General features: G+C 38.4%; 20 protein-coding genes. 1 reads left to right on the forward strand and 19 read right to left on the reverse strand.

What is annotated here, in order from left to right:
* Positions 1–188: 188 nt before the first annotated feature.
* From J690_RS21555 to J690_RS21605, 11 genes are all read right to left on the reverse strand, one after another.
* Entirely contained in the window at positions 189–1,907 is a 1,719-nt protein-coding gene (locus J690_RS21555) for an acetyl/propionyl/methylcrotonyl-CoA carboxylase subunit alpha (RefSeq protein ID WP_032038309.1), read from the reverse strand.
* Positions 1,907–3,490 carry a 5-oxoprolinase subunit B/C family protein gene (locus J690_RS21560; protein ID WP_032038312.1) on the reverse strand — a complete coding sequence of 528 codons (1,584 nt, stop codon included), beginning with the start codon at positions 3,488–3,490 and terminating at the stop codon, positions 1,907–1,909. Before J690_RS21560 ends, J690_RS21555 begins: the two co-directional genes overlap by 1 nt.
* A gap of 32 nt (positions 3,491–3,522) precedes the next feature.
* Positions 3,523–4,338 carry a putative hydro-lyase gene (locus J690_RS21565; protein WP_081405277.1) on the reverse strand — a complete coding sequence of 272 codons (816 nt, stop codon included), beginning with the start codon at positions 4,336–4,338 and terminating at the stop codon, positions 3,523–3,525.
* Positions 4,339–4,340: 2 nt separating this feature from the next.
* Positions 4,341–5,105, reverse strand: coding sequence for a LamB/YcsF family protein (locus J690_RS21570; protein ID WP_017403062.1), 765 nt, complete (start codon positions 5,103–5,105; stop codon positions 4,341–4,343).
* A gap of 34 nt (positions 5,106–5,139) precedes the next feature.
* Positions 5,140–6,393: an NRAMP family divalent metal transporter gene (locus tag J690_RS21575; RefSeq protein ID WP_080591763.1), complete on the reverse strand. Its 1,254-nt coding sequence runs from the start codon at positions 6,391–6,393 to the stop codon at positions 5,140–5,142.
* 344 nt (positions 6,394–6,737) lie between these two features.
* Complete coding sequence (gene mumR / locus J690_RS21580) at positions 6,738–7,649, reverse strand: LysR family transcriptional regulator MumR (protein ID WP_032038316.1); 912 nt, start codon at positions 7,647–7,649, stop codon at positions 6,738–6,740.
* Between the two features lie 91 nt (positions 7,650–7,740).
* Positions 7,741–7,920, reverse strand: a complete 180-nt coding sequence (locus tag J690_RS21585; RefSeq protein ID WP_017400102.1) for a zf-HC2 domain-containing protein — start codon at positions 7,918–7,920, stop codon at positions 7,741–7,743.
* Positions 7,914–8,534 carry an RNA polymerase factor sigma-70 gene (locus tag J690_RS21590; RefSeq protein WP_032038318.1) on the reverse strand — a complete coding sequence of 207 codons (621 nt, stop codon included), beginning with the start codon at positions 8,532–8,534 and terminating at the stop codon, positions 7,914–7,916. Before J690_RS21590 ends, J690_RS21585 begins: the two co-directional genes overlap by 7 nt.
* Positions 8,531–9,292 carry an HvfC family RiPP maturation protein gene (locus J690_RS21595; protein WP_032038320.1) on the reverse strand — a complete coding sequence of 254 codons (762 nt, stop codon included), beginning with the start codon at positions 9,290–9,292 and terminating at the stop codon, positions 8,531–8,533. The genes J690_RS21590 and J690_RS21595 overlap by 4 nt, the downstream gene beginning before the upstream one ends.
* The gene (locus J690_RS21600; RefSeq protein WP_032038323.1) at positions 9,243–10,106 is read right to left on the reverse strand and encodes an HvfB family MNIO-type RiPP peptide maturase; all 864 of its coding nucleotides are present in this window, start codon (positions 10,104–10,106) and stop codon (positions 9,243–9,245) included. Before J690_RS21600 ends, J690_RS21595 begins: the two co-directional genes overlap by 50 nt.
* Before the next feature lie 69 nt (positions 10,107–10,175).
* Positions 10,176–10,484, reverse strand: a complete 309-nt coding sequence (locus tag J690_RS21605) for an HvfA family oxazolone/thioamide-modified RiPP metallophore (protein ID WP_002122109.1) — start codon at positions 10,482–10,484, stop codon at positions 10,176–10,178.
* A gap of 163 nt (positions 10,485–10,647) precedes the next feature.
* Here J690_RS21605 and J690_RS21610 point away from each other — a divergent pair, with 163 nt between their 5' ends.
* Positions 10,648–11,250, forward strand: a complete 603-nt coding sequence (locus tag J690_RS21610; protein WP_032038324.1) for an HvfX family Cu-binding RiPP maturation protein — start codon at positions 10,648–10,650, stop codon at positions 11,248–11,250.
* A gap of 128 nt (positions 11,251–11,378) precedes the next feature.
* Here the strand turns inward: J690_RS21610 and J690_RS21615 are convergent, their stop codons facing one another.
* The 8 genes from J690_RS21615 to J690_RS21650 form a co-directional block, all read right to left on the reverse strand.
* Positions 11,379–12,323: a DUF4424 family protein gene (locus tag J690_RS21615; RefSeq protein WP_032038325.1), complete on the reverse strand. Its 945-nt coding sequence runs from the start codon at positions 12,321–12,323 to the stop codon at positions 11,379–11,381.
* A gap of 120 nt (positions 12,324–12,443) precedes the next feature.
* On the reverse strand, positions 12,444–12,788 hold the full coding sequence (locus J690_RS21620; RefSeq protein WP_032038327.1) for a hypothetical protein: 345 nt from the start codon (positions 12,786–12,788) through the stop codon (positions 12,444–12,446).
* A 311-nt stretch (positions 12,789–13,099) separates the two neighbouring features.
* A complete protein-coding gene (locus tag J690_RS21625) occupies positions 13,100–13,558 on the reverse strand; it encodes a hypothetical protein (RefSeq protein WP_017387211.1) in 459 nt (152 codons plus the stop codon).
* Between the two features lie 250 nt (positions 13,559–13,808).
* On the reverse strand, positions 13,809–14,003 hold the full coding sequence (locus tag J690_RS21630) for a hypothetical protein (protein ID WP_017387212.1): 195 nt from the start codon (positions 14,001–14,003) through the stop codon (positions 13,809–13,811).
* A gap of 174 nt (positions 14,004–14,177) precedes the next feature.
* On the reverse strand, positions 14,178–14,495 hold the full coding sequence (locus tag J690_RS21635) for a hypothetical protein (RefSeq protein ID WP_032038329.1): 318 nt from the start codon (positions 14,493–14,495) through the stop codon (positions 14,178–14,180).
* A gap of 160 nt (positions 14,496–14,655) precedes the next feature.
* Positions 14,656–15,348: a hypothetical protein gene (locus J690_RS21640; RefSeq protein ID WP_032038330.1), complete on the reverse strand. Its 693-nt coding sequence runs from the start codon at positions 15,346–15,348 to the stop codon at positions 14,656–14,658.
* 2 nt (positions 15,349–15,350) lie between these two features.
* A complete protein-coding gene (locus J690_RS21645; RefSeq protein WP_032038331.1) occupies positions 15,351–15,908 on the reverse strand; it encodes a hypothetical protein in 558 nt (185 codons plus the stop codon).
* Positions 15,909–16,098: 190 nt separating this feature from the next.
* The gene (locus tag J690_RS21650) at positions 16,099–16,803 is read right to left on the reverse strand and encodes a hypothetical protein (RefSeq protein WP_032038332.1); all 705 of its coding nucleotides are present in this window, start codon (positions 16,801–16,803) and stop codon (positions 16,099–16,101) included.
* Positions 16,804–16,969: the final 166 nt, after the last annotated feature.

Below are 16,969 nucleotides of genomic sequence, written 5' to 3' on the forward strand. Positions count from 1 at the left end.
GAGCTTTCAATACAGTGATTAATTTTCACATCACTAAACTGTGATAAATATCTCACAATTAGTGCTGATTTTCAAGCTAAAAATGGTTAACGAGTACTGTGAAAAATAACAAACTGAGTGAATAAATAAGCATTCGATTTGACCCAATTAAATTAATGCTTAAGTGAGCCAAATCATTTATTCAAAACTTAATTAATACTCGCAATCACAGTTTCTGCATGGCAGGTCGCGCCCTTCTCTGCACCAATCTGGATAACACCACTGCGATGTGCCAGTACCTGCACTTCCATTTTCATGGCTTCCATAATGGCGACTACTTGACCTTCTGTCACTTGCTCCCCATTTTCGACTTTCCAAGCGCTAATCACACCATTAATTGGGGCAACTAAATGCTCGGCACTCACTTCTGGCTCGGCTGTTTGTGCTTGGGCTGCCGTTGCTGGGCCTTGTGCAAACATACCCGCAGGTAAACCTAAACGGTGTAACTTGCCATCAATTTCAATGTAGCTGAGTAGCATGGGTTGTTGATGGTTTGGAATGCCACGTTTGGTTGGCTTTAACTCTTGTTTAAAGTCGTTTTCGATCCAACGCGTATGTACATTAAATTCATCTGTAAAGTCAGGTTCATTAAGTACCGCACGGTGAAAGTCTAAAACCGAAGCCACGCCTTCAATTTTAAATTGCTTTAAAGCACGTTTAGCGCGAGCAATTGCAACTTCTCGGGTTGGACCCGTCACAATCAGTTTTGCCATTAGGGAGTCAAAGTGACTAGAAACTAATGAACCAGTGCGAACGCCAGTGTCGACTCGTACCCCGTTACCAAACGGAGCTTCAAACAAACTCAACACACCAAAGGCCGGAATAAACCCACGTGCTGGGTCTTCAGCATTAATACGAAACTCAATGGCATGACCCTGTGCTTTCGGTGTTTCTTTAATAGAAAGCTCATGGCCCTGTGCCACGCGAATTTGTTCCACCACCAAATCGACTTTTGAAGTTTCTTCAGTCACTGGGTGCTCAACTTGCAAACGTGTGTTTACTTCTAAAAAGGAAAGCTTGCCGTCACGACTCAGTAAATATTCAACTGTACCCGCACCCACATAGTTTGCAGCCTGACAAATATTTTTTGCTGAGGTTAAAATTTGCTGGTAAATCTCATCGCTAATAAATGGTGCGGGCGCTTCTTCGACTAATTTTTGGTTACGGCGTTGCAACGAACAATCACGTGTGCCAAGCACCACAATGTTGCCATGTTGGTCTGCTATCACCTGCGCTTCTACATGACGCGGTTTATCTAAATATTGCTCGACAAAACATTCACCACGGCCAAAGGCAGCTTTTGCTTCTCGCACTGCCGACTCATAAAGCTCTTTCACTTCTTCGAGTTTCCACGCGACTTTTAAGCCACGCCCACCACCACCAAACGCAGCTTTAATGGCAATCGGCAAACCATATTGCTTGGCAAACGCTAAAGCTTCATCTGCATTGTTAAGTGGGTCTTGCGTACCTTGAACTAATGGTGCACCGACTGAAGCAGCAATTTTACGTGCTTCAATTTTATCGCCTAGTTTTTCAATGGCACTTGGTGATGGCCCGACCCATTTTAAACCTGCATCAATCACGGCTTGGGCAAATTCAGCACGTTCAGATAAAAAGCCATAACCAGGATGGACCATGGTCGCTTTCGATTTCTTTGCAACTTCGATAATGGCTGGAATATTTAGGTAAGTCTCGCTAGCAGTCGCACCAGCCAAACCCCATGCTTCATCTGCAAGTTCGACATGCATGCTGCCAATATCGTCATCTGCATATAACGCGACTGACGCAATTCCCATATCACGGCAAGCATGAATAATACGAACGGCAATTTCACCACGGTTAGCAATCAATAATTTTTCTGTATTCATCATTCATTCTCAAAATCTGTAAATTCGGCAATTTTTTTAAATTTGATGCGGCAACCTGCTGGAATCTGTGCCACCAAGTCCCAATGGTGTTTAGCAACAGAGCCAATGACCGGATATCCGCCCGTTAAAGGGTGATCATTCATAAACAAAACGGGTTGGCCACTCGGTGGAATCTGTAAAGCACCAATGCAAGTGCCTTCACTTTCCAGTTCATGGGTAATTTTGCGAGTTAAAGAATGTGCACCTGAAAGTCTTAGCCCGACTCGGTTGCTTTCATTGGTCACCAGCCATTCTTGCTGACATAGCAGTTCAATACTGTCTTGTTCAAACCAGTCTGTACGCGGTCCCATCACAATATCTAGCTCAACCACTTCGCCAGCTTGTGGCATATCGGTTTTACCTACTTCATTTACGCTAATATTGGTTGCCTTTACTTGCCCTTGATAAATGGTATCTCCAAGTTTTAAAGGTTCTGGACCTAACACCGCCAAGCTGTCAAACGAAGCACTACCCAGTACTGGTTCAACGTCTATACCACCTCGAACGGACAAATAGTTTCTTAAACCTGCTGTTGGTGGCTGAATTTGAAATTCATCGCCTTCATCCAAATCAATCGGTTGATAGCTTGCAAAGTCTGCGGTTTGCCCATCGGCAAATTTCACACGAATGGTTGAGATGGCCCCAGCCACCGCAATAACACCCGCATATTGCATTTTGGCTTTTAGGCCGCCATTTAAAACTTCAATGACAGGTGTGTCGGTTGGGTTCCCGACAATACGGTTAGCACTGTGCATGGCAGACAAGTCCATTGCACCCGCTACACCAACACCAATATTGGTCTGGTTTAAGCGCCCTTCATCTTGAATGAGCATTTGTAAACTTGGCGCAGTGATTTTAAACAGTGGCACCGATTGTTTCGGCTCAACCTTAGGCGTAATTTGCCGTGGTACAGTCACAGTAGTTGGATTATGCGTCACATCTTCAAAATGTACGGTCATACCCGGTAACAGCAATGCAGGATTTTTACGCTCTAAATCCCACATTTTTTCTGATGTTGTCCCGATCAGCTGCCAACCACCCGGACTGTCTTTTGGGTAAATACCAGAGTATTTTCCAGCCAAGCCCAAAGAACCTGACGGTATTTTTTTACGCGGAACCGTTAAGCGTGGAATATCGGTAAAAGGCTTATTGGGGCTGCTCATATACGCAAAGCCCGGCGCAAAACCAATAAAAGCCACATTCCACAAGCTTTGGTGATGTTTTCTAATCACATCAGCCACAGACAGCCCTTGTAACTCGGCAACCTGAGCAAGGTCTTCGCCATCGTAACGAATCGGCACAATCACTTCTTGGCCGCTACGCTCAAATCCAGAATCAATTTTGAGGCTCTGAATTGAAGCAACCAGCGTTTTAAAGTTGGTTTCGATCTCGTTAAAGAAAACCAAAATTGTTTTTGCAGCGGGGACTAAGTCTTTAATTCCATTCAATTGCGTATTTTGCAATTTATTGTACAACGCCAAAGTTTCCTCTAAACTCGCAAGCTCAATCAGAAAACAATCGGCGTTTACCGATAAAAAACGCATTTGTTTATCCTTTTAATTCTTCTTTAGTCCAATTAGCCAATCCAAGCACGGTCAGGAATGTCGGTAATAAACATGTAACCCGGGGCATGACTAATCGCAAAAGGAATTTTCGAGTTCATGACGGCAGCTTGCGGCGTTACTCCACACGCCCAAAACACTGGAATTTCACCCGCTTCAATACGAGAAGCATCCCCAAAGTCTGGCTTATTTACATCCAAAATTCCTAAGTTTTCAGGGTGACCAATATGTACAGGCGCGCCATGTACACTCGGCATACGTGCTGTAATTTTTACCGCTTCACTAATTTGATGCGATGGAATTGGTCGCATGGAAACCACCATATTTCCTGAAATACGGCCTGCTGGTTCACACTGAATATTGCTCAAATACATCGGTACATTGGTGTCGTCATGAATATGACGAACTTCAATGCCCGCTTCTTGCAAAGCTGTTTCAAATGAAAAACTGCAACCAATTAAGAATGTCACCAAATCAGGATGAGCGTTATAAATCTCTCTTGCATCGGTCACTTCATCGACCATTTCGCCATCTTTCCAAATGCGATAACGTGGGAAGTCAGTGCGGATGTCTGAGTCTGCTGCAAGCTTAGTTGCATAGATGCCTTCTTCGAGCACATCAAGCACTGGGCAACTTTGAGGGTTACGGTGTGCATAGAGCAAAAAGTCATACGCCCACTCTTTTGGCACCGAAATCATGTTGACCTGCGTCATACCTGCGGCCATCCCTGCTGTCGGTTTATCAAAACCTGCACGGATTTTTAAACGTGCATCTAACGCAGCTTCAAGTTGAGCTGGGTCGACTTTAATATCCTTATACATGGTGCTCATCCTTATGCTTTATTTACAAACGGGCGGATTTCAATATTGTTTTTTAAAAGCTCGGCTTTAATGGCAGCCGACATCTCTAGCGCACCGTCGGTATCGCCATGTAGGCAAATGGTGTCAGCTTGAATTGGGGTAAATACGCCGTCAATTGACTCAACTCCACCATTTTTAAGCATTGAAACCACACGGCTCGCAACAAATGCCGAATCGTGTAAAACCGCACCTTCTAGACGACGAGAAACCAATGAACCATCGCTGTTATAAGCACGGTCTGCAAAAGCTTCAGACACAACTTTTAAACCAGCCGCACGTGCCTGCTCGACTAAGTTCGACCCAGCTAAAGCCACTAAGACCAGTTCAGGGTTATACATTTTAATGGCATCAATTACTGCTGCTGCCTGAGCTTGGTCATGTGCAATGGTGTTATAGAGCGCGCCATGTGGTTTAACGTATTGCACTTTTGAGCCAGCTACTTTAGCCAAGCCATCGAGTGCAGAAATTTGGTAAAGCACATCGGCAATCAGTTCGTCACGTGACAAATCCATATTACGGCGGCCAAAGCCTACAAGGTCTGGATAAGACACGTGAGCGCCAATGGTCACGCCAAGCTCAGCGGCTTTACGAACCGTTTTTAAAATGCCGAGCGGGTCGCCCGCATGAAAGCCACAAGCAATATTGGCACTGGTCACGACAGGTAAAATCTGGTCATCATTACCCATTTTCCATGAGCCAAAGCTTTCACCCAAATCACTATTTAAATCTACAAACATGGCATTATTCCTTTATCACTTCACGCAGTCTGGCTTAAAGCTTGGTCAAATAGTTAAACACTGTCGTAAACGACATATAGCCCATCCACCATGTCAACAGACATGTTAACCCACCCAAAATAAGCAACCATTTTGGATAGTTATAATTACCCATCAAATCTTTACGGCATGCTGCAACATACACAAAAATTGTAAGGCCAATTGGCAACACCAAACCGTTAAAACCACCGACGAAAATGAGTAGACCTGCCGGAGTTGCACCCAATAACACATAGAGCAATAAAGCCAATGCAATAAAGGTAATGGTCGTATAGTTGGTTTGTTTTGGTGTTAAGTTCTTTTTAAACGCAGTAAAGAATGACACTGAAGTATATGCTGCGCCAATGGTGCTACTAATGCCGGCTGCCCAGAAAATTAAGCCGAATAATTTAAAACCGAATGTACCCGCTGCATATTGGAATGCTTGAGCTGCTGGATTGGCGTCATGGCTGGCTAAATCAATGGTTGCACCGCTTACCACCACACCTAAAAAAGCCAGGAACAACACATAGCGCATGATGCCGACTACAACAATGCCCTTGGTCGCAGCTTTAGCAACTTCATCAATATTTTCAGGGCCAACAGCGCCTTTATCGAGTAAACGATGTGCACCTGCATAACAAATATAGCCACCAACCGTACCGCCAACAATGGTGGTAATAATGGCAAAGTCGATCTGATCTGGAGCAAAGGTTTGATGTACAGCTTGCCCAACTGGAGGCATCACAATGACAGCAACGATAATAATCAGAAGGATTTTAAGCAATCCCAACACTATCATGCTTTTATCCATGGCAAGTGTTGCTTTTCTTGATGCAAAAATCAAAATGGCTAATGCACCACTTAAAATACCGCCCCACTTTGTGTCGAGGCCAAAAAGTGCATTTAAACCTAAAGCTGCACCGGCAATGTTACCGACACTAAAGAAAAACCCGCCTAAAATCACCAGAAACGCCAGTAAATAACCACTACCCGGTAATGCTTTATTGGCAATGTCTGATGCACGCATTTGAGTAAGTGTGACCACTCGCCAAATATTTTGTTGAACCACATAATCAATCAGAATGGAAATTAAAATGGCAAAGCCAAATGCCGCGCCTAACTTGACTGTAAATACAGCAGTTTGGGTTAAAAATCCTGGCCCCATTGCAGAGGTCGCCATCATAAAGATCGAGGCCACAATGGCCCATTGGCGATCTGATAAAAAAGAAGATTTCAGTAAAGACATATTAATGCGTTCCTCATCCATTTGAGCTTAACAACGCTATTTTCAAGTTGAACCAAGAACACCATTTTTTTGTCCCAAACGATATTCTTTAATCCTTTAAAATGACAAAGATTCCCTGTTCCCCAATCAACACAATCGGTGATCAAATCTTGTGTCTAAAATAAAAACATAGCTAATCCCTACGGACAATAAGACTTTTTACATTAAGTTAAAAATTTAAATAATTGATTTTAAATAGTTTATTAATTATTAGAAAATCAAGATAAGCTTTACTTATTGAAGTTAATAAGCTGCTTTTATGGTTTTACATATAAAACAGCTTTTTTAAATAATAAAAAATGAGATAAAAGACACTCAAAAACAGCTTATTTTTTAATTTGCTCATTGAGCCTTTTCATAGCACATTCAGAGACCTTAACTGCAACTTCGGTCAATTTCTCTTTTAAGGCCACATCGTTTCCTTGAATGTAGATCGAGGTGAAATGGAACGTTTTTAATTGAATAGGCGTATTTAATATTTCTAGTCGCCCATCAGTAATTTCTTTTAACGCCGTTAAGGTCGGCACCACAGCAATACCCAAGCCCTGCTCGGCTAAACGCAGTAAAGTTGCCAATGAATAACTGGTAATTGAAAGTGGTTCATCAATCCCTTGCTCTTTCATTCGTGCTTTCAATTCTTTATAGGGATAGGTAATTTTTGGATAAGTTAAAATGGTATGCGACATTAATGTTTTAAAAGACATTTGAGCAACACCACCTTTAAATGAAGGTGAAGCCAAGAAACTTAATTCAAAGTCACACAAAGCTTGTTCAATGCACTCAAAAGCTAAAGTTGGCCCAAGTAAAAAAGCCATGTCTAAGTCACCTGTCCGAACGCCTTCTTGTAAGTTAGGCGTAAGGTCTACCACAATTTCTACTGAAATTTTTGGGAACTCTTGCTGAACCTTTTCGATATATTCAACTAACCACGTATAGACAATAGTTTCGGAAACGCCCAAACGAATGGTGCCAGTCAGGTGCTGGTTTTCAGTCAGTTCTGCGACCAGATCGGTCTCTAGTCGCATAAATTTTTCGGCGTATTTAAATAAAGTTAAGCCTTTATGAGTCGGCTTAAACTGCCGATAGTTTCGATCTAAAACTTTAAAGCCTAATTCATTTTCAAGAGCTGTGATTTTTTGAGAGACCGCAGGCTGTGTGGTTTGCAATTTAGTCGCCGCTTTATTGAAGCTATTTAAAGTCACCACCCAATAAAATGCTTCAAGATTCTTTAAATTCACGTGTCATCCTGTCTTAAAAAACTCCTTTACTTTTATAGTATGGGAGTTGTTAGCGTGATTAGGCTAGCAATAAATAAATTTTTAAATAAAATTAGCCATCTAAATTTTTAAATGCTTTAGAAAGCTGACTAATTGTTTTGATCTGTTTTGAATAACGGCGGCATGAGCGGCACGCCAATAAATGCAGTTGTAAACCACTTTGCTCACGTAATAACAATGGTCTATCTTGCTTTTCAGATAACAGTTGAGTGGCTTGTCGACATGTCAGCATGAACAATCCTCCTTCAATAACCATTTATTTTCTAAACATTCACGTAGTCGGGTGCGACTCCGATACATCAACACATTAAAGTTTGAGATAGACAATTCTAATTTGCTACAAATCTCATTAGAACTCAGCTCTATCACCTCTCTCATCATAAAAACTTGAGCATATTTGGCAGGTAAATGATTTAAACAAGCTTCAAAAATTATCCAGAAATCTGCCTGCTCCATCATTTCTTCAGGGCTTTGCCATGCTTGAGGCGCTTCATATTTATGCCAATGTCCGGAAGCATCAAACAGTGCATCAATACTCAGTTCACTTTCCTCATCTTTAAATAATTCTGTCATTGAGACCAAACGCGATTTTTGCCGAATCACATTAATAATTTTATTTTTTAAAATCGCGAATACCCATGTTTTAAACGCAGCACGTCCTTTAAATGAACCTAAATGTTGGAAAGCACTTGTTAATGCTTCTTGCACCACATCTTCAGCTTGAGGAAGAGAAGAAAGCTGTAAAAAAGCAAATTTTATCATTTGCTGTCTTAAGTCTTGTAAAAAGGCTGGGTTATGCAACTGATCTTCTATTTCTTCATGATCTGATGCCACGGCTGAAGTCATCCCTCTACCTCTTTAAAATTATGCGAAGCTTGAATTAATCGCATTCGAGTTAACAGCGCTTTTAGTTCTTGAATTTGCAGATAAATATCATGTTCAGATAAATCAGTGAGTACAGGTTGAATGAGTGTATGAATATCTTGGTCAGTTAACTTTACATTTTGAGTCAACTGTTCAATTACCATAGCAAACAAAGGCGAAAGCTGTTCAATACATACTTTGTCTTGTTCATCTCGCCAAACCATAATTGCTCCAGGCATAGGCTCGACTTGTTCTGGAGTCATTAAAGTTGTCCACGTATAAACGGGATATTGATAAACCAATACCCATACCTTTGTGGTTAATTGCCAATCACCGTTTTCCTGCAAAACTATTTTTTCAATTTCAACAGTGTCTAAATACAACTCAAGCCATTCAAACTGTAACAACTCAGCCAACCAAGGATATTCTTGCAATATCGGGTGCTGCTGATCTATTAAATATTCTCTAAACTCAAGAGAAATATCATTATACAAAGGCGAGCGACACTGGGCTTTTTGAAAAAAATCCGAGATTAATTGTTGCCACTTTAACTCTGGCAACATCGCACGAGCCACGGGATAAACTAAATCAATAAATGAACAGACATTATTAAAAAGTAAGTCTCGATAAATATGCATTCGTTCGGCAGGAAGAGCTTGAGGTAATTCCAAATTAGGATCTCTAATCCAGTCACAAAACTGTTGTTGCATGGTTTGGAAGGATATTTGATTTTCCTTCATAGCCACTCTCCTGTTGTTGAATTATTTTGATTTTAGCTAGCTCCCTTTCTAATTCTTGCCATGATGGAATATTAAAGTCGCGCTCAAGTAAAGTTGCTTTCACACCACACACTTGATAGGTATATCTCAATAGTTCCCATACACGATCACAAACTTCTGCGCCATGCGTATCAATTAATAAATTTTTTTGAACTTGTTCATGTCCAGCAATATGTAAATAACGGATTCTCTCTTTTGGCATGTCCCGAATAAACCCAAATGCATCACTGCCATGATTAATGCTGTTGACATAGACATTATTTACATCCAGAAGCAAATCACAGTCTGCATATTGAAGGACTTCACGTATAAACTCCGCTTCACTCATTTCAGCATTGGGCATTAAATAAGTAGAAACATTCTCTATGACTAATCGTCTTCCTAAAATATCTTGAACACGTAAAATACGTTCAGCGACATATTTAACAGCCGCTTCAGTCATAGGAATGGGCAACAAATCATATAAATAGCCGCCATCATTTGTATAACTTAAATGTTCAGAATAAATCGAGACATCATATTGTTCTAAAAAGCTTTTTATTTTTTCGATAAATTCAAGATTCAGTGGATGAGGACCGCCAATAGACAATGACAAGCCGTGACAAATTAATGGAGCTTTTTCAGCACACTGTGCAAGTAATTTTGCATGTCGACCACCAAAACCTAGCCAGTTTTCAGGAGCAACTTCAATAAAATCTGGACATGTTTTTGCATCTAAAAACGAGTCTATAAAATCACGCCTTAAACCAAGTCCTACGCCTGACAAATCCATCATGGTGATTTCTCCTTTTGGAAACGATGCCGACACTTACCAGAAGGCCGACATCATCCATGATCAGATTGTTTACTTAGCGCCGCACTTACCGTCAGCGACTTTTTTATCTGCACCGCACTTGCCGTCCGCTGCTTTTTTAGTTGCTCCACATTTTCCATCTGCTGCTTTTTTATCTGCACCACATTTTGCTTCGGCAGACTTTTCATGGTTTTTCATTTTGTTAGCACCGCATTTTGCTTCACCGCATTTTCCATCTGCTGCTTTGGTTGCATGTGCTTCGGTTGTTGTATGGGTTGCTGCTACCGCCACTTGTGTAGCGCCAGCAACTGATAGTGCTAATAATGCCGCCACTGAAGTCATTGAATTGAGCTTATTCATGTTAGTATTCCTTTAAAGATAAATTCTCGGTTTGTACATTTGTACGTATAGTTAGACGGACCAAATCCTTTTTTATTACACCGTAAATAAAATTTTTTTTATGTAAGAAATACAGTTTTTATCCGACTAATTAATATTCAATCGCATCGGATGTGAAATTATCATGAAGAATTTTATTTATGGCTTATCTCAATATTATCAAAAACTGGGTAAAACTCTACAACATGCAGACGGCATCGCAGCTCTGGCTCTTCGATTGTATTTAGTTCCTATATTTTGGATGGCTGGCACAAATAAATTAATGCACTTTAATGACATTGTAGAATGGTTTGGCAACTCAGATGGAGGTTTAGGACTTCCCTTTCCATATTTAATGGCATTACTTGCAACAACGGCTGAGCTAGCAGGTGCAATATTATTAACATTTGGCCTTTTTACTCGCTTAATTAGCATCCCGCTCATGATTACCATGTTGGTTGCCATATTTACGGTCCATCTACCGAATGGATGGCAAGCGATTGCTGATCCGAATGCGCCCTTTGCAAACATGCAGGTGTTGGCCTCGGCTGAAAAGTTAGAAAAGGCTCGTGAAATATTACAAACCTACGGCAATTACGACTGGCTCACGTCTAGTGGTTCGTTTGTAATTTTAAATAATGGAATTGAGTTTGCCGCTACGTATTTAGTCATGCTTCTCGCACTGCTTGTTCTTGGAGGCGGCCGTTATTTCAGTTTAGATTATTGGATTAAAAAGAAGCTGCTCTAATTACTCATTACGCCAAGAATCCTACTGACAGCAACATAGGGCATCTTTTTCTTATTGTGTGCCATGTCTGGTTCATGACACACAATCAATATTGAGGCAATTTGGTCAAACCAGAAGCTGGTATCAAATTATCGAATTCTCACAAAAATAATATCTAGGTCTTTTTTGGGTACAAACTTAGTCTTGGTCATTTGAAATTGAGTTGGACTAATCTTTTTAACTGGCCCATCCCAACAAAATGAAACCAGTTCGTCCTTATCACGCTCAATGGTGAGCTTAAAGTTTTCAATTGGCTTTGCCCAATTTGCACCTGTCGTCAAAATATAGCCCAAAGCACTAAACGGCGAATTTTCTGCACTGGCTTTTTTTAAGCCTTGCTTAAATTGTTTATCCATACAAAATTGCTGGTTATATTCATCTGGATAGAGAGCTACTGAGCCACCGACCAAAGGTTTATATTCATGATGAATTTTAGTCAAACTATTGGCTTTAAAAGTCTGCTTCCAACTATAAACCACTTGAGATGACCACGGAATCACATCATCTTTTTTAAAATTAGCTAAAATTTTCTGTATTTGCGGCTTATTACATTGTTTTAGCTTGTCTACATAATATTCATAATCATAGTTAGTGCGAGTCCATGGGTTTAACATCTCTTGTTCATTAAAACCGCATTGCTTAAACTCATCCGTTGCATCAATCAGTGGCGATTTTTCATCTTTTTGAATAAACGTTCTGACATGCATCTCCGGTTTTATATTTTTTCCATCGACCACAATTTTAAAGCTTTTTAAAAGCTGTTCGGTGTGAGCAAAATCTGACTCAAAAAAATTATCAATGCGTGGTAACGGAAATAAGATCGTTTCCGTTACGTCTTTATTGCTTAAGTTTTTATAGAGGTAGTCGACCTTAATCAGTTTTTTACTGATGAATAGATCTTCACTTTGCATGGCAATCTGTGAGTTTTTAAGATATTGAATCCCACCTGTACCCACGTAACCCGTAGAGTCATTGGCTAGACTATAGGTAGATAGTGAAGCTAAAACAGCAAAGGTTAATACAAACGTTTTCATTTTAAAGCGCTCTGTCATTTTCTAATTATGAAATATCGATCTGTAATAAAGCATAACTGTTTAAGCATAGAGGCAGTTAGTTTTTTAGTAATGACTTATATCGCTTTAAATCTAAAAACTTTAATGAAAACTTAGCTTTTGTCTCGTCATCTTTTTAGGCACACTAATTTTTCCAATAAAGTTGGTTAGCCATAAAATGCATTCATCACGATGTTCAAAGTGAGGAATCAAACTGAGATCAATTTTTATATCCCGATCTGCTATAGGCAAACTCAAGCAATATTCAAAGTCGATCGAGTTATATTTTAATCTCAGATTTTTTTCTGCGGCCTGTTTTTTGATTTCCGCCATAATGCGGTTAAGGTTAACAATCAAATTATTGGAAACTTGATTATTCTTATAGACACGTTCATAGACGTTTTCAGCAACGTCAATGTATTTTATAAGCTCTGCATTTTCATTCATTTCATTCATACTCTCTTTTTTTAAAGATTATGTACAGCTAAATGTTTAATTGCGTTACTTGGCACATGGCTTATGTGAAAAATGTATATTTTTCTTTATCAAAGAATATAATTAAGGTATTGTTATTTATAAAAAATAGCCAGATATTTGCACATTTATACACATTTAATATTCTTTTAAATTAGAATTTCAACATAAGAAAAATTAAGTTATGAGCAATTTTTTAAACAAAAAAAACCGCCCCAGAAGGCGGTCGCTGAATTTAAACCAGCAGATATAGAAGTAAGGTGGACGTTTACTTCTATATTCTTTTATGAAGGAGTTTTATTAGTTTTAATAAAATCCTCAGATTTAAAATAATTGATAATCATGTCTGCATGCTCTTCTTTTGGAGGAGCAACAGTGACCGGAAACGCATCTTTCGACATCTTAAAACCTGGTGGTAAAAAGTGCGAAATTGGCGGTAACTTTGGTTTTCCACCTTCTGTGATTCGCTCAATAAATCCAGCTAACCAAAGAAGATATTCACCTTCATTTACGAACTTTGGCATAACACTCAGATCAATTTGAACTTTGCATTCACTTAACGGTTTCGTTAAGTTTTCTTCAAAGTCGATATAGTTGAACTTGAGCTTAAACTCAGTTCCCTTGATGGCTTTTCGAATCTGACTAATTAAACAGTTAAGGTTCTGAGTAATGTCATCAGTGAATAAGCTATCTTTTTTTATATTTTTATAAACCTTTTCGGCTACAGCTAGATACTTTGGCATTAACCTCTCTCCGTACTATTGTTATAAAGTTCTGATCTATGAATGTTTTCTGTCTTTGATTATGCTTAAAGTAGTGTAATTAAAGGTAGCCTTATTAGAGTGGTTTGTAAGTAGTTAGTGCTTTATGTAAATTGCACCATAAAAACTCTTAAAAAAATTAAGGTTTTGATAACTCATCCGCAAAAATGCATGGTTGAATAGAGATAATTAGAAACATTTATTTTCATATTATTTTTACCATTTGGTAAAATTAATATGTTTTCATTTGCTTATCTCGTCTTACCAGCCCTAAAACAGCTCGACGCACTCGTATTTCTTCTTCAGAAAAAGGTAAATGTTCGATGAGCTCGTAAATTGAGAGAGAATTATTTTCGATCAAGAAGCAGTCTTGCTCTGTTGTCCAATTAGCCGTAGCCGATTCAGTTTGTTTTAAATAGCGTTTCATATTTCCTAGCAGACTTATTTACACATATAAAAAGCCTGCCTTTAGGCAAGCTTATATTTCAGATTTTGAATTGATCATTATTATAGCAGTCTATAAATGGTATGTTCAGTTAATATTGTAGTTGCCCTAACTAAACATCATAAAAAAGCCCACTTACTGTGGGCTTCTAAATGGTTATTGTGCGGCATTTACCCCAACAATAAACTGACTACAATTAGAACCTTCAGATGCATTACCTAATTGCTTTTCAGAGAATTTAAATTTGGAAGCAACTGATTCATAATCTTTTTTAAGGCTTTGTCCTGTTAGCTCACCAAGCTCTTTCACTTGTTCTGGTTTCAAGATGCCATGTCCAACTGCTTGGTTTACCATGACACATGCTGTCGTCATCGCGTCATAACGTGCAGCAGTTTTAGAGTAACCAAGAGCACCTATTACACCACCAACAATTAAACCAATAATGACCGCTAAAGTTACGTGCATCTTATTCATTTTTTAAATACCTAAAAATCTAACCAAAAGACGAACACTTCAAAAGGATGTGCTCAAGTCCAGTTAGGATAGTCGTATTTACAGGTTTTAAAAAGTTAGATTCTGTCACATTTATTGATAGATTACGTGAAATGTGTTTAATCAATTAAAAGGGGAAATATCAGACCTTCCTAGTTCTCTTTCGTTTTTTGCTTGGCACTTCTAAAGGAATAATCACCTTACCTGTACCTAACCCGCGAAAAAAATAATTAAAGATGTATAAGAATAACAAGCCAAAATAAAAAATAGGAAAAATACTAAAGGCAGTACTTATGATTTCCCAAAACATAACCCCGACTCTATAGTTATAACAGAATGATATGAGTCCACCTCTACGTCTAGGCCTTTGCTGAGTAATATCATCCTCAATAAAGTGAAAAATTCCCATAACAAAACAACCAGCAAATGTACTTGAGACTAAAGTCTTTTTAATTAGAGGCTTTTCTAACCAAGGGTATTTTTTTGAAGATTCAAACTCGGCTTTAAAAAAGAATTTATAAATTTCTTCTTGATATGCTTTATTAATTCCATATTTTTTAATAAAAAAATATGAGATAACACAACCCACAAAGAACATGACTATGGTTATGTAAATGCTATAAAGAATCGTAAAAAACGGTAATGGCCCTTTCGTACCAACAGTCACATGCATAGTTTGTGTGATGTATTGATATAGCTCGTACTGCCATTCATTTTTTGGATAAGCAGGAAATACAAATAAAGGAATAATAAAAAGAATAGAGCATAAGGCTATATTTCCTCTATTTTCTTTACTTTTCCGTGCAAGCGTAGAAAGAAAACTTTTAGAAGCCATATCTATATTTTACAATTTGGAATCATGTGCTTAGCTTTATAAAACTCATCAAAAGCCTTCATATCATTTAACCATGGAGAGATAGTTTCCAGATTACGTTTATTAATATTTTTTGATGCTAATAGCCTTGGTGAAGAATAATTTTTCTGCTGAATTTTTTGATTATATTGTTGTACAAACATAAGCTTTAAGCATAATCCTCGAATGCCCTTATTACCAAAATATGAATACTCAGAATATTTATTTAAGACATCTTTCATTTCTTTATGTTCACCATTCCAAACATAAAATGAGCTTAATCCATTCAAATCGTTAATGTATATCTCATCATTAATGGAGTTTAACTCTAGCCCTTCTTTTAAAATAATACTATTTATTTCCACTTCATCAGATAAGTCCATCCAAAAAAAAGAAGCCATGACTTCTTCTGAAAATCTTATTCTGGCTTGCTCTGTATCCTTAGGATATACAATAAAAAAATAATACAATCCTAGAAAAATAATAAAACCTAATATAATAGAAAGTAATCTCCAAAAATTAGTACCTTTTATAATATTCATAACAAGCCATTCATTTTATTTAATATCTTGTGAACGCACTTTACTTTATGTTTTAGATGAAATCAAAAGAAGAGAGAGAAAATTTCTTTGAATGAAATATATGCTCACCTTTTTAAATTTCTTTGTTTGTGCCCTTTCCTGTTTAAAAGAGCACTTTTTTTAAATACTTTATTAAGATATTTCTAAGTCATTAAGGTAAAAATGGCTTTGTTAGAAGCACAATTCCGACAGAGAAAAAAGCATTATCATGATGAGAAATTTGGTTGCCATAACTTGCGTTTAATTGAACAAAATCTTTATAGACAATGTATCGAAAACCTGTTTGATAAAAGGCATCATTTCGGTCATTACCATATATTTCGGCAGTGAACGTTAATGGGTTAGCAAGTTGTGTTTCGGTTCCAATTCCCCACGTGGTTTGATTTTTATGTGTGGTATTTTCACGTAACCATCCCATATTGGCATGGATTAAAAATTTATCATCCAAAGTAGAAAGACTTAAAGGAACATTAAACGTCCAATCTTTCTTTGAAGAATCCTTAGTATTGATTTGAGTGCCAAAAGAAAAGCCGATTCCCCAATCATTCGTTTCTAAAGGCTTTAATAAGGTCTTACCTTGTAGAGTTGCATAACTGACATGCTCAGTATCATCATTTACTCTCCCCATCCCTACAGCAAATTCAAAATTGCCACCAAAATTACAGGCTGGTGTTGCCCAATATTCTTTGCTGTCAGAGTTATGCTGTGCCCATGTTTCTAGCTGACAAGTTTTTGGAGAAACAAGAGCGGCATCGTCAACAACCATAGGTCGTCCACTATGGCTCGCGCTAGATAATGCGAATAAACAGAAACCAGAAATAAGTGAGCGTTTCTTTAAAGTAAATAACACTGGCATCACTCCCATAAGTCATGGAGCACATGCAAGTACTGCAACCCGTCATGAATAAATCATGGGTTAATAATAGAAATGAAAAGATGGAAATAAAAAACCTCTTCTTGCATCCACAAAAAGAGGTCTGTCAGGACTTCAGTGGATACTTAGACTATTACCGATCGACTAC

Origin of the sequence: Acinetobacter sp. 742879, assembly GCF_000588535.1 — a bacterium.
GTDB classification, from domain to species: domain Bacteria; phylum Pseudomonadota; class Gammaproteobacteria; order Pseudomonadales; family Moraxellaceae; genus Acinetobacter; species Acinetobacter pittii.